We start from the raw sequence: 12,580 nt of genomic DNA on the forward strand, positions 1-12,580 counted from the left end.
GCAGGCTCAGCCGTGCGGGTGCCGCCTGTCCAGCCGGTCCAGGACCGCCTGTGCCATGGCCTGCTCCCCCTTGGCGTTGGGGTGCGCCGGGGCCGCGGGCGCGGCCGGCTGCAGGGGCTCGATCCAGCGGTCCGCGGGTGCCTTGCACATGTCGTGGCCGACCGTGGGCCCGTAGGTGTCGACGTAGTCCGCCCGGTTGAGGCCGGCCACCACACGCAGCATCAGATTGAGCCGCTTCTCGGTGTCGCGCAGATAGGCGAAGTCCTTCTGCGCGAAGGGGACCTGCGGGAAGCAGCCGCTGCCGTCGTCGGGCAGCAGGTCCGGGTAGCCGACGACGACCACGCGCGCGTGCGGCGCCCGGGTGTGTACGGCCCGCAGCACCCGTTCGACCTTCGGCGCGGTCCGTACGATCGCGAGGACGAGCTGGTCGTAGCCGGACGCCTGGTACGAGCGCTCGCAGGGGTTGCCCGTCGGGTCCTGGGCGGCGAGACGGGCGCAGGTGCCGATGATCGGGCCGAACCCGACGTCGTTGCCGCCGATCTGGACGCTCACCAGATCCGTGTCCCGCCCCAGGGCGTCGAGTTGGGGCTTGTTGGTGCCCTGCGCCTGCCACATCTCGGCGGTCGTCGCCCCGGAGCAGCTGGCGTCGGTGAAGGCGGCGACCTGCCGCCGAGTGGCCACCAGCGTCGGGTAATTGTGGTCGGAGCGTGCGCAGTTGGCGTCCACCTGGGTCGGGATGCCGGGGCCCGAGGTGTAGGAGTCGCCGAGGGCCACATAGCGGATGCCGCGGCCGTGTCCGGCGGGATGCGCGGCGGCCGGTGTCGTGGAGGCCGCGACCAGGGCGCAACCCCCCAGCGCCGCGCCCACGGCGGCGGCTCGCCGCCGGCCTCTCGCACCGCCCGCCGAACGTGTCTCGTTCGCCATGAGTCCTCCCCCTGGGGCCACCACATCGCGCGATGACGGCACCGGAGAGTGCCACGCGCGTTCGACTGGGTCTGTATACCGCCCGGTAGGTCTCTCGGACCAGAAGCGGGACGCAACGACTTCGGAGGAGGGTGCGAGCGGCCCCGCGCGGCGCGGATTATCAGGCCAACCGGTGTTCCGCGCTACCCCATCCGGTGGCTTATGGCCGCCGCAGCGTTATTCGAGTCGCCGATTTCCTGATCATTCCACTATCGAGCCCTTGGGACTGACCAGCCGTCATAGAGCTCTGACCCAAGTCGAGGAGAGTGGAGAGAATGACGACATCGCCGCGTCGGCGATCCGTTCTGGCGTCGGCCGCCACCGTGGCCGCGCTCGCCGCAGCCACGCTGGCGAGCGCGGGAGCGGCCTACGCGCAGGACCGCACCACCCCGCAGCCGTATCCCAACCAACCCGCGCACCCGCGTCATGCGGTGAGGCCCGCTGTTCCGGTGCGGCCCGCGTACCCGATTCACCCTGAGAAGCCCGCCATTCCGGTGAAGCCGGTCTTTCCGGTTCACCCGGTGAAGCCTGAATTGCCTCAGCGGCCGGTGAAGCCCGAGTACCCGATTCATCCCGTGAGACCGGCGCACCCGGCGCACCCGGTGAAGCCTGTCTATCCGGAGCGTCCGGTGAGACCTGAGCTTCCGCAGCGTCCGGTGAAGCCGGAGTTGCCTCAGCGCCCGGTGAAGCCTGTGTATCCGGTCAAGCCTGAGCTGCCGCGGCGTCCCGTGAAGCCGGAACTTCCGCAGCATCCGGTGAGGCCTGTGTATCCGGTGAAGCCGGAGCTTCCGCAGCGTCCGGTGAAGCCGGAGTTGCCTCAGCGTCCGGTGAGGCCTGTGTATCCGGTGAAGCCGGAGCTTCCTCAGCGTCCGGTGAAGCCGGAGTTGCCGCAGCGGCCTGTGAAGCCTGCGTATCCGGAGCTTCCGGTGAAGCCTCAGCTTCCGCAGCGTCCGGTGAAGCCCGAGTTGCCTCAGCGTCCGGTGAGGCCTGCGTATCCGGTGAAGCCTGAACTCCCGCAGCGTCCGGTGAAGCCTCAGCTTCCGGTGAAGCCTCAGCTTCCGGTGAAGCCTCAGCTTCCGGTGAAGCCTCAGCTTCCGGTGAAGCCTGAGTTGCCGCAGCGGCCTGTGAAGCCTGCGTATCCGGAGCTTCCGGTGAAGCCTCAGCTTCCGCAGCGTCCGGTGAAGCCCGAGTTGCCTCAGCGTCCGGTGAAGCCCGAACTCCCGCAGCGTCCGGCAAAGCCTGCGTACCCAGCGAAGCCGGAGCTGCCCCAGCGCCCGGTGAAGCCTGAGTTGCCTCAGCGTCCGGTCAAGCCGGAGCTTCCGCAGCGTCCGGTGAAGCCTGAGATGCCGCAGCGGCCTATGAAGCCCGAGCTTCCGCAGCGGCCGGCGAAGCCTGAGCTTCCGCAGCGGCCGATGAAGCCGGCTTACCCTCAGCGGCCGGTGAAGCCTGAGCTGCCGCAACGGCCTGTGAAGCCCGAGCTGCCTCAGCGTCCGGCGAAGCCCGAGCTTCCGCAGCGGCCGATGAAGCCGGCTTACCCTCAGCGTCCGGTGAAGCCGGAGTTGCCGCAACGGCCTGTGAAGCCCGAGCTGCCTCAGCACCCGGCGAGGCCCGAGCTTCCCCAGCACCCGGTGAAGCCTGAAATTCCTCAGCACCCGGCGAAGCCCGAGATTCCGCAGCACCCCGGGAAGCCGGGGTATCCACAGCACCCCGGGCCGGGGCCGGGGCGTGGGTTGCGAGGTGAGTGAAGGGCGGTGACCGCGACCGGCTGAGGGAATCCGAAACACCGTGAGAGACGGCTGGGCCGCCCCGTCGAGGGGCGGCCCAGTGCGCTTTCCGGGGTGGGAGGGAACGCCGCCGTCAACGCAACACCCGGCCGGAAAGCGGCGATTGGCCGAGAACAGGCTCAGTTCACAACCGGTGGGCCGCGTTCCGTAGGAGGTCAGGCGTCTCGTCCCCGCCAATACCCGGACCGCCGTACCACCCGTCCGGCGCGCCCGGCCCCTCCCTCCCGCCACCTGCCCGCAGGGTGCGCAGACACGGCTCACAAGCCTTCGTCACACGCTCCTCACGGAATCTTCACGCGGCGAACGCTTTCGGCCGATCGGTGTGCGCGGTCGCTGCGGCAGGGCAGACGCCGCGTCGGTCGCGTGCCTAGCCTCCCGGGCCATGCGATCACCTCTGCTGAGACGCCTCGGTCTCACCGCCGTCCTCGCCTTCGTTCTCGCCGTCTTCGGGTTCGCCCCGGGCGCCAGCGCCGCCGATCCCGCGCCGGCCTCCCTGGCCTTCGCCACCGACAGTGCGACCACCACCCCCGGTGGCACCGTGAAACTGTCGATGACGATCACCAACAACAAGACCTACGACATCTGGTTCGTCTACCAGACCATCGACCCGACCTGGCTGACCACGCAGCGCCCGGACCTGAAGTACAGCTTCGCCGGCTGCAGTCTGGCCACCGCCGCCGGTGACACGCCCTGCTCCGGCACCGGCCCGAGCAACCTCGGCGGCAACTACGGCGCCACCGTCCCGCCCGGTCAGAGCCGTACCGTCACGCTGACCCTGCGGATCGCCGCCGACTCCGGCTGCAACGGCAACATCGGGTTCTACTCGTACTACTACGCCGAGTTCAGTGACAGCACCAACATCAGCGGCGGGCCCGTCTACACGCCCGAGACGCGCGTGCTCTGCGCCTGACGGACGCCCCGGTTCCGCGGCCCGGGGGACATGATTCGGCCTCCCCGCCCGATGTCTCGCGCGACCCGGACCCTCCATATCTCGCCCGGCGGACCATCGCGGTCCGCCGGTGCGTCGTACGAGGGCCGTACCGGCGGAACGGAGTCGTCCGATCGGCGGGGCCCCTCGGGGCGAGGACGTGAAAGGGGTCTCCCGGGTTGCCTGTGAGGGCGGTTGGGGACCTGTGATTTTCCGTCACGTTTCGCAACGCCACCACAAAAGCTACACAGAGCCATCACCATGTGACGCGACGGATGCGTCGACGACCGGCTTCTGAGGGGGATGCCCGGCGTCACGCAAGGGGGTGCGTCCGCTCCATGGAGCCGTGCTCACCCCTGCCCGGGGAGGGGACTTCACCGCATGAAGCGGACCATCCGCACCACCGCGCTGACCGTCGGCGCGCTGACCGCCGCGCTCGGCCTCCAGGCCGGCCCGGCCCGCGCCGACGCCACCGCACCGCGCATCGACCTCAGAGTGCTCGTGGTGAGCGACGGCGGCCCGGCCACCGACGCCATCGCCGCCGAACTGGACGCCGCCGGAACGCCGTACACCGAGGTCGACCTCACCAGCTCCACGCGGCCGACCATCGACGCCGCCTTCCTCGCCGACACCGTCGGCGGGCGGCCACGCGCCAAGTTCCAAGCCGTCGTCCTGCCGAACGACAACCCGTTCGCGGCCGGCAGCGCCGAGACGACCGCGCTCGCCGCGTACGAGCAGAGCTACGCGATTCCCCAGGTCGACGCCTACACCTACGCCCGCCCGCAGGCCGGTCTGCAGGTCCCCACGTCCGGTGGCTACTCGGGCAGCATCGACGGCGTGCAGGCCCAGGTGACCGCCGCCGGCAGGGCCGGGCCGTTCGGCTACCTCGACGGCGCCGTCCCGTTCGAGGACAACTCGCCTTCGGTGGGCGAGAGTTACGCCTATCTGTCGACGCCCGCGCCCGGCGCCGACTTCACGCCGTACGTCCAGGCCCCCATACCCGGCAGCACCCGGCAGGGCTCGCTGGTCGGCGAGTACCGGCACGACGGGCGGCGCGAACTGGTCGTCACCTTCGTCTACAACCGGTACCAGCAGCAGTTCCGGCTGCTGGCCCGCGGCATCGTGGAGTGGATGACCGGCGGCGTCCGCCTCGGCGCCTCCCGCAACTACTTCGCCGTGCACGTGGACGACGTCTTCGCCGCCGACGACCGCTGGGACTCCCAGCTCAACTGCACACCCGGTGACGTGGACTGCACCAATGGCGCGGGGGTGCCGAGCCCGATCCGGATGACCCCGGCCGACGTCGACCACGCCACCGCCTGGCAGGACAGCCACCACTTCACCTTCGATCTCGTCTACAACGGCGCGGGCAGCGTCGACCAGCGGGAGGACAACGGCGGCGTCGACCAGCTCGCCGACAGGCTCATCGCCGACCGCGACCGGTTCCGCTGGGTCAACCACACCTACACGCACGCCTTCCTCGGCTGCGCGCAGAACACCACCGTGGTGCCGTGGACCTGCGAGACCAACGCCGACGGAAGCACCGAGTGGGTCTCCCGGAACACCATCGACGACGAGATCGCCACCAACCGCGCCTGGGGGCAGCTCAACGGACTCCCGCTGGACAACAGCGAGTTGGTGACCGGCGAGCACTCCGGACTGCGCATCCTGCCCCAGCAGCCCGAGGACAACCCCAACCTGGCCCCCGCACTGAACGACAACGGGGTCGGATGGCTCGCCTCGGACAACTCCCGCGACCCCGCACAGCGCCAGGTCGGACCCGCCGCCACCGTCGCCCGCTATCCGATGAACGTCTTCTACAACGCGGGCAGGGCCTCCGAAGAGGTCGACGAGTACAACTGGCTCTACACCAGCCGCGCCCAGGGCGGCAGCGGCGTCTGCGAGGACAGCCCCGCGACCACCACCTGCCTTCCCGCTCCGCTGGACACCGGGACCGGGTACCACGACTACATCGTGCCGCTGGAGACCCGGATCGCCCTCGGGCATGTGCTCTCGGGCGACCCCAAGCCGCACTTCATCCACCAGTCCAACCTCGCCGAGGACCGCATCGCCTACCCGGTGCTGGACGGCGTGCTCGACGGCTACGACGCCCTGTTCGCCGACAACACCCCGCTGGTGAACCTGCGGATGAAGGACATCGGCACCGAACTGCGGCGCCGTGCCGCCTGGGCCGCAGCCCTGCACGCCGGCCGGGTCTCCGCCTACCGCATCGGCGACACCGTGACCGTCCAGGCGCCGCGCGGCACCGACGTCACCGCGACCCTGCCCACCGGCACCACCCTGGGCGGCACCGCCTTCGGCACGGCCTACGCGGGCGAGACGTCCGGCTGGACGCCCTCCGCCGGCGACACGCTCACCTTCGCCCTGCCGCCCTCCGCCGCTGCATCGCGCTCCGCCGCCGCCCCGGCCGCCGGCGCGGACACCACCCGGGCGGCCACCGCCCCGGCCCCGCCCACCGAGGTCCCGGCCGGTGTGACCGAACAGGTCCCCTTCGCCCCGGACAACTGAACGGCGCACCGCACCAGGGGTCCGTCCGCACCCGCCGCCGGACGGACCCCGGGTCCCGGCGCCCATCGCCGGCCGGAGCCCGCACGACCACCCCACACCTCGGCCGTGGAGCCGCATCGATGCACGTTCACCACGGTGTGCGCCGCCCCGGCGCGGCGCACGTCACCCTGCTCACCGAAGGCACCTACCCGCACAGCCACGGCGGCGTCAGCGTCTGGTGCGACCAGCTCGTCCAGGGCATGCCCGACCTCGACTTCGAGGTCGTCGCCGTCACCGGCACCGGACGCGAACCCGTCGTCTGGGACCTGCCCGCCCACGTCCACCAGGTGCTCTCCGTACCCATGTGGGGAGACCCGCCGGCAGGCTCCGCACCCCGGGGCCGCGCCCTGCGCCGGCTCGCCGCCGCCTACGAACGCTTCCTGACCGCTCTGCTCGACCCGCACGCCGAGGACCAGTTCGCACCCGGGCTGTACACGATGGCCGGGGCGGCCGGGGACGGCACGCTGAGCCCGTTCCTGCGCGGCGACCGCGCCATCGCCATCCTCGCCGCGGTCTGGAACCGTCCCGGTCTCGCCGTCCGCGAGGCCCGGCCCACCCTGCACGACGCGGTCACCGCCACCGCCCTGCTGGAGCACGCCCTGCGCCCGCTCGCCGCACCGCCGCCCCGGCACGGCGTGGCCCACGCGGTCAGCGGCGGCGTCGCCGTGCTGCCCGGACTCGCCGGTCTGGCCCGCCACGACGTACCGCTGCTGCTCACCGAGCACGGCGTCTATCTGCGCGAGCGCTACCTCGGCTATCGCACCGCCCCCTACCGCTGGCCGGTGAAGGCCGTCGTCCTCGGCTTCTTCCGGCTGCTCGCCGAGGAGAGCTACCGCCGCGCCGCGCTGATCACCCCGGGCAACCGCTACAACCGGCTGTGGGAGGAGCGGGGCGGGGCCGATCCGGCGGCCATCCGCACCGTCTACAACGGCGTGGATCCCGCCGCCTTCCCACCGGCCGGACCCGAGCCGGCTGCCCCGACGCTCAGCTGGGCCGGCCGGGTGGACCCCATCAAGGACCTGGAGACCCTGATCCGCGCCTTCGCCCTGGTCCGGGCGGAGATACCCGAGGCCCGGCTGCGGCTCTTCGGCGGCACACCGCGCGGCGGAGAGGCGTACCGGGAGCGCTGCGAGGCGCTGGCGGCCGAGCTGGGGCACGGGGACGCCGTCACGTTCGAGGGCCGGGTGGACGACATCAAGGACGCCTACGCGGCCGGGAACGTCGTGATGCTCTCTAGCATCAGCGAAGGCTTCCCGTTCACCCTCATCGAGGCCATGTCCTGCGGCCGGGCCACCGTCTCCACCGACGTCGGCGGCGTCCGCGAGGCCGTCGGCGGCACCGGACTCGTGGTCCCGCCGCGCGACCCCGGCAGGATGGCGGCGGCGGCGCTGGAACTGCTGGCCGACCCCGAGCGCCGCGGCACGATGGGCCAGGCGGCCCGGCTGCGTGTGATCGACCAGTTCACACTGCGCCAGACCGTCGACACCTTCCGCTCCATCTACCTCGAACTCCCCACGCCGGGAACGCGGTTGACACCACGGCCGCAGCCGGCCGGTGCCGGGAGCCTGGCCGGATGAGCGGACCCATGGCCCTCGAACCGGGCGGCACCGAACGGGACACGCTCGCCCTTCGCCTCGCCGTCCCGCCCGCCCCCGCCCGTGACGACCACACACCCGCGCCAGAGGCCGTCAGCCGGCTCGCCGCCGAACTCGCCGACCGCGTCGGCCCCGCCGTCCACCCCTACGAGGTGGCCGCCCTCCTGGAGGCCGAAGGCCTGACCGCGGAGCAGATCAAGGAGCAGTACGGCCATCCGGACCTCTTCTCCCTCGCCACCGCCCTCTACGCGCAGGTCCCCCGGACCTTCCCGGAACCGCCGGCCACGGCCGACCCGTGGCGCCCCGACCCGGTGCGCTCCCTGCTGCGCGGGGTGCTCTTCGCCCTGCCGGGACTGGCCTACCTGCTCACCGCACCCCTGTGGCACCCCGGCGGGCACGCCGCCGGGCTGATCGTCGCCGGACTGCTCTCCTGGGCATGGGGCCAGGCACTCGGCCACCGTGCGCACGTACGGCTGGCGACCGGTCGCCGCGAGGCGGCCCGCACCCTCCTGACCGGCGCCCCCCTGGGCGCGGCCCTCGCCACGGCCGCCGCCGTGCCCTTGGCCGGCGGCGCCGCAGTGCTCGCGGCGGCGGCCGCCCAGTCGCTGTACCTCGCGGCGGCGGGCGTCCTGCTCGTCCTGGCCCGGGAACGGCTGCTGCTCGCCGCGCTCACCCCGCTGCTCGCGGGCGCCGCCGCCCTGCCCTGGCGTGATCCCGGCACCCCGCTGCGGCTCGGGCTGCCGCTGCTCGCGCTGCTGGCCACGCTCGCCGTCACCGCCCACGCCCTGCGCGGCGCCCTCGCCGTCCCCGCCGCGGCCGGCGGCGGGCGGCCGCCGCTGCCGTCCTCCCTGCCGTACGGCCTGTTCGGGCTGGCCGCGGGCCTGCTCGTGCTACTGGAGGGCAGACGCGAGCCGTACGCGGTGATCGTGCTGACGATCAGCATGGGCCCCGCCGAATGGCTGCTGTACCGCTACCGGAGCCTGTCCGTCGCCGCGCTGCGCGCCACCGCCACACCCGCCGGATTCCGGCTGCGCTCGGCCGCCGTCCTCGGCCTGTGCCTGCTCGGCTACCTTCTCCCGCTGCTGCCCGCCGCCCGGCTCACCGGCGCCGCACCGGACACGCTGCTCCCGCTCGCGGCCACGCTGTGGACCGCGCTGCTGCTCCAGGCGTTCGGCGAAGCCTGGCCACCGGCCGCGATCTGCCTGACCGCGGCGGGCCTCGCCGGCGCGCTCACCCTGCTGCATCTGCCACCGGGCCCGGCCGCACTGCCGCTGTCCTGCGGTGCCGCGGCCCTGGCTCTCGTCATCTGCGCGCTGCGGCTGCTCGGCCGACCCGCCCGGCACGCCTGACCCGACCGATCCACCGGAAGGACTGACCAGTTGACCTCCGCACCGCTCGCCGCCGTCACCGGAGCCGAGGGATTCATCGGCTCCCACCTCACCGAGGCCCTCGTGGCCTCGGGGCACCGGGTCAGGGCCATGGCCCAGTACAACTCCTTCTCCTCCTACGGCTGGCTGGAGACCCTCGCCCCGGACGTCCTGGACCACGTGGAGATCGTGCTGGGCGACGTCCGAGACCCCGGCTCGGTCCGCGCCCTGCTCGAAGGCGCCGACGTGGCCTACCACCTGGCGGCCCTCATCGCGATCCCGTACTCCTACCGGGCCCCGCACAGCTACGTGGAGACCAACGTCACCGGCACCCTCAACGTGCTCGAAGCCGTACGGGCGCTTCGCACGCCCCGCCTCGTGCACACCTCCACCAGCGAGACCTACGGCACCGCGCGGACCGTGCCGATCACCGAGGACCATCCCGTCAACACCCAGTCCCCGTACGCCGCTTCGAAGGCCGGCGGGGACCGGCTGGCCGACAGCTACCACGCGAGCTTCGCCACCCCGGTCGTCACGCTCAGGCCGTTCAACACCTTCGGACCGCGCCAGTCCATGCGCGCGGTCATCCCCACCGTCATCGGCCAGATCGCGGCGGGGGAGCGCACCCTCACTCTCGGCGACCTGCGCCCCACCCGCGACTTCACCTTCGTCAAGGACACCGCGCAGGCGTTCCTCGCGGTCGGCACCGCGCCCGCCGAACAGGTCCTCGGACGCACCTTCAACGCCGGTACGGGCGGCGAGATCTCGGTCGGCGACCTGGTCGCGCTGATCGGCAAGGTCATGGACACCGCCCTCGACGTCCGCGCGGACCCGGCCCGCGTGCGGCCCGCGAACTCCGAGGTGATGCGGCTCGTCGCCGACGCCTCGCGGCTGGCCGCGGCCACCGGCTGGCAGCCCGCCCACAGCCTGGAGCAGGGCCTCGCGCACACCGTGGAGTTCTTCCGCGACCCGGCCAACCTGGCCCGCTACAAGACCGGCATCTACAACATCTGACCCGTCCGGCACGTCAGATCCTCTTCGAAGGAGAAGCCCATGCACGCAGTGATCCTGGCGGGAGGCAAGGGCGTCCGGCTCAGGCCCTACACCACCGCCCTGCCCAAGCCGCTCGTCCCCATCGGCGACCAGCACGCCATCCTGGAGATCGTGCTGCGCCAGCTGTCGGCCGCCGGCTTCACCCGCTGCACCCTCGCGATAGGCCACCTCGGCGAGATCATCCGCGCCTACGTCGGCGACGGCTCCCAGTGGGGCATGGCGGTCGACTACGCCACCGAGGACAGCCCACTGGGCACCCTGGGCCCGCTGCTGGGCCTCAGAGACCGGTTGCCCGACACCTTCCTCGTGATGAACGGCGACGTCCTCACCGACCTCGACTTCGCCGACGTACTGCGCCGGCACCGGCGGACCGCGGCGCCGCTGACCATCGCCACCTACGCCCGCAAGGTCCACATCGACTTCGGCGTCCTCACCACCGACGCCAGCCGGGTCGTCGCCTTCACCGAGAAGCCCAGCATGGACTACCACGTCTCCATGGGCGTCTACGGCCTCAGCCGCGCCACCCTCGACGGCTACACGGCGGGCCTGCCGCTGGGCTTCGACGAACTCGTCCTCGACCTGCTGCGCGGCCAGAACCCGCCGCACGCCTACGAGTTCGAGGGCTACTGGCTGGACATCGGCCGCCCCGACGACTACGACCGGGCCAACGCCGAGTTCACCAGCCGCAAGTCCCTGCTGCTCAAGGGAGCCTGAGGACCGCATGCGCATTCTCGTCCTGGGCGCCACCGGATATCTGGGCCGTCACGTGGCCGCCCGGCTGGGCGCCCTGCCGGGCGCGCGGATCCTCGCCGCGGGCCGTTCGCCCACCGCCGAGTTCGGCGTCGACCTCGCCGCGGACCCGGTCGAACGGCTCGCGAAGACCCTGGCGGCGGCCGCACCCGACGCCGTGGTCAACTGCGCGGGCGCGACCGGCGGGGCACCGGTGACGCTGGCCGAGGCCAACGCCCGTGGCCCCGCCGCACTGTGCGCCGCGCTGCGCGAGGCGGCGCCCACCGCGCGCCTGGTGCACCTGGGCTCGGCCGCCGAGTACGGTCCGGGAGTGCCCGGCACCCCGGTCACCGAGTCGGCGCCCGCCCGCCCGGTCACCCTGTACGGCGCGACCAAGCTCGCGGGCACCCTCGCGATCACCACCTCCGCGCTGGACGGGGTGGTGCTGCGCGTCGGCAATCCGGTGGGTCCGGGCGCCCCCATGGCGAGCCTGCCCGGCCGGATGGCCGCGCTGCTCCGCTCGGCCGGGCGCGATCCGGGGGCGGTCCTGCGGCTCGGGGACCTCTCCGCGCACCGCGACCTCGTCGACGTACGCGATGTCGCCGAGGCGGTGGCCCTCGCCGTCGCAGCCCCCGGACAGCTGCCGCCCGTTCTCAACATCGGGGCAGGAAGGGCCGTCGCCGTACGGGAGTTGGTGAACTCACTCGCCCGACTGGCCGGGTTTCGCGGACGGTTGGAGGAGAGTGCCTGCGGCTCGGCGCGCTCCGCCCAGGTGTCGTGGCAGTGCTCGGACATCTCCGTCGCGGCCCGGTCCCTCGGGTGGCGGCCGGCCCGCACCCTCGACGACGCGCTCACCGCGCTGTGGTCGGCCGCCGGGGAGCGCGTGCCGTGAGCCTGCTGATTCCGCTGTACGTGCACCCGGCCGAGGACCCCGGCGCCTGGCACCGGCTGATCACGGCGGCCGACCGCACCTTCGCGGTCGTCCTCAACCCGGCGAGCGGACCCGGCACCGCCCCGGACCCCGCCTTCACCGCGGCCGCCCGGGCGCTGCACACCGCCGGGGCCCGGCTGCTCGGCTACGTCGACACCGACTACGGCGTCCGGGACCAGGCCGACATCACCGAGGACGTGCGCCGTCACCAGGCCTGGTACCGGACCGACGGATGCTTCCTGGACCGCGTGACCGCGACCGCGCACGGCCTGCCGGCCTGCCGCCGCCTGGTCCGCGAGACACGGCGGACGGGCGCGGCCACGGTCGTGCTCAACCCGGGCGTCCACCCGGCGCCGGGATACGCCCGCCTCGCCGACCTGACCGTCACCTTCGAGGGGCACTGGTCCACATACGTCTCGGCGTTCACCCGGCCGCCCTGGACGGCACGGCAGCCACCCGACCGGTTCTGCCATCTCGTCTACGGCGTCCCCGAGGCCCTCGTCCCGCTCGCCGTACGCACCGCGCACGAGCGCGGCGCGGCGGTGTGCGGCCCGGTGACGGGTGAACCGCCCAACCCCTGGTCCGAGTTGACCCCGGCGCTGGCCGGGTCGAGCGGATGACCGGCGCGATCCGTGTGCGAAGCTGCGGGGGTCAGCGTCCGT

General features: G+C 72.7%; 10 protein-coding genes. 9 read left to right on the forward strand and 1 reads right to left on the reverse strand.

The annotated features are described in order from the left end of the window. Positions 1-6: 6 nt before the first annotated feature. Positions 7-924 (reverse strand): SGNH/GDSL hydrolase family protein, encoded by a 918-nt coding sequence (locus AQI95_RS32335; RefSeq protein ID WP_067132079.1) that lies wholly within the window; start codon positions 922-924, stop codon positions 7-9. 314 nt (positions 925-1,238) lie between these two features. Between AQI95_RS32335 and AQI95_RS49240 the strand changes: the two genes are divergently transcribed. The 9 genes from AQI95_RS49240 to AQI95_RS32375 all read left to right on the forward strand — a co-directional run bounded on the left by AQI95_RS49240 (position 1,239) and on the right by AQI95_RS32375 (position 12,538). Next, entirely contained in the window at positions 1,239-2,708 is a 1,470-nt protein-coding gene (locus tag AQI95_RS49240) for a hypothetical protein (protein ID WP_244188915.1), read from the forward strand. Between the two features lie 421 nt (positions 2,709-3,129). Beyond that, entirely contained in the window at positions 3,130-3,657 is a 528-nt protein-coding gene (locus tag AQI95_RS32340; protein WP_067132082.1) for a hypothetical protein, read from the forward strand. Positions 3,658-4,056: 399 nt separating this feature from the next. Continuing rightward, entirely contained in the window at positions 4,057-6,204 is a 2,148-nt protein-coding gene (locus tag AQI95_RS32345; RefSeq protein WP_067132085.1) for a hypothetical protein, read from the forward strand. A 119-nt stretch (positions 6,205-6,323) separates the two neighbouring features. Further along, complete coding sequence (pelF, locus tag AQI95_RS32350) at positions 6,324-7,820, forward strand: GT4 family glycosyltransferase PelF (RefSeq protein WP_067132088.1); 1,497 nt, start codon at positions 6,324-6,326, stop codon at positions 7,818-7,820. Continuing rightward, a complete protein-coding gene (locus AQI95_RS32355; RefSeq protein ID WP_067132091.1) occupies positions 7,817-9,187 on the forward strand; it encodes a hypothetical protein in 1,371 nt (456 codons plus the stop codon). Before pelF ends, AQI95_RS32355 begins: the two co-directional genes overlap by 4 nt. A 30-nt stretch (positions 9,188-9,217) precedes the next feature. Continuing rightward, positions 9,218-10,219, forward strand: a complete 1,002-nt coding sequence (locus tag AQI95_RS32360; RefSeq protein ID WP_067132094.1) for a GDP-mannose 4,6-dehydratase — start codon at positions 9,218-9,220, stop codon at positions 10,217-10,219. A gap of 39 nt (positions 10,220-10,258) precedes the next feature. Continuing rightward, the gene (locus tag AQI95_RS32365) at positions 10,259-10,972 is read left to right on the forward strand and encodes a nucleotidyltransferase family protein (protein ID WP_067132097.1); all 714 of its coding nucleotides are present in this window, start codon (positions 10,259-10,261) and stop codon (positions 10,970-10,972) included. Positions 10,973-10,979: 7 nt separating this feature from the next. After that, positions 10,980-11,879, forward strand: a complete 900-nt coding sequence (locus tag AQI95_RS32370; protein WP_067132100.1) for an NAD-dependent epimerase/dehydratase family protein — start codon at positions 10,980-10,982, stop codon at positions 11,877-11,879. Next, on the forward strand, positions 11,876-12,538 hold the full coding sequence (locus AQI95_RS32375; RefSeq protein ID WP_067132436.1) for a spherulation-specific family 4 protein: 663 nt from the start codon (positions 11,876-11,878) through the stop codon (positions 12,536-12,538). The genes AQI95_RS32370 and AQI95_RS32375 overlap by 4 nt, the downstream gene beginning before the upstream one ends. The last annotated feature ends 42 nt before the right edge of the window (positions 12,539-12,580 follow it).

Origin of the sequence: Streptomyces yokosukanensis (assembly GCF_001514035.1) — a bacterium.
In the GTDB taxonomy this organism is placed as follows: domain Bacteria; phylum Actinomycetota; class Actinomycetes; order Streptomycetales; family Streptomycetaceae; genus Streptomyces; species Streptomyces yokosukanensis.

Coding starts and splice junctions, on each gene's coding strand:
- AQI95_RS32355 (WP_067132091.1), top strand. CDS start 7,817: ATGAGCGGACCCATGGCCCTCGAACCGGGCGGCACCGAACGGGACACG.
- AQI95_RS32345 (WP_067132085.1), top strand. CDS start 4,057: ATGAAGCGGACCATCCGCACCACCGCGCTGACCGTCGGCGCGCTGACC.
- AQI95_RS49240 (WP_244188915.1), top strand. CDS start 1,239: ATGACGACATCGCCGCGTCGGCGATCCGTTCTGGCGTCGGCCGCCACC.
- AQI95_RS32340 (WP_067132082.1), top strand. CDS start 3,130: ATGCGATCACCTCTGCTGAGACGCCTCGGTCTCACCGCCGTCCTCGCC.
- AQI95_RS32365 (WP_067132097.1), top strand. CDS start 10,259: ATGCACGCAGTGATCCTGGCGGGAGGCAAGGGCGTCCGGCTCAGGCCC.
- AQI95_RS32335 (WP_067132079.1), bottom strand. CDS start 924: ATGGCGAACGAGACACGTTCGGCGGGCGGTGCGAGAGGCCGGCGGCGA.
- pelF (WP_067132088.1), top strand. CDS start 6,324: ATGCACGTTCACCACGGTGTGCGCCGCCCCGGCGCGGCGCACGTCACC.
- AQI95_RS32370 (WP_067132100.1), top strand. CDS start 10,980: ATGCGCATTCTCGTCCTGGGCGCCACCGGATATCTGGGCCGTCACGTG.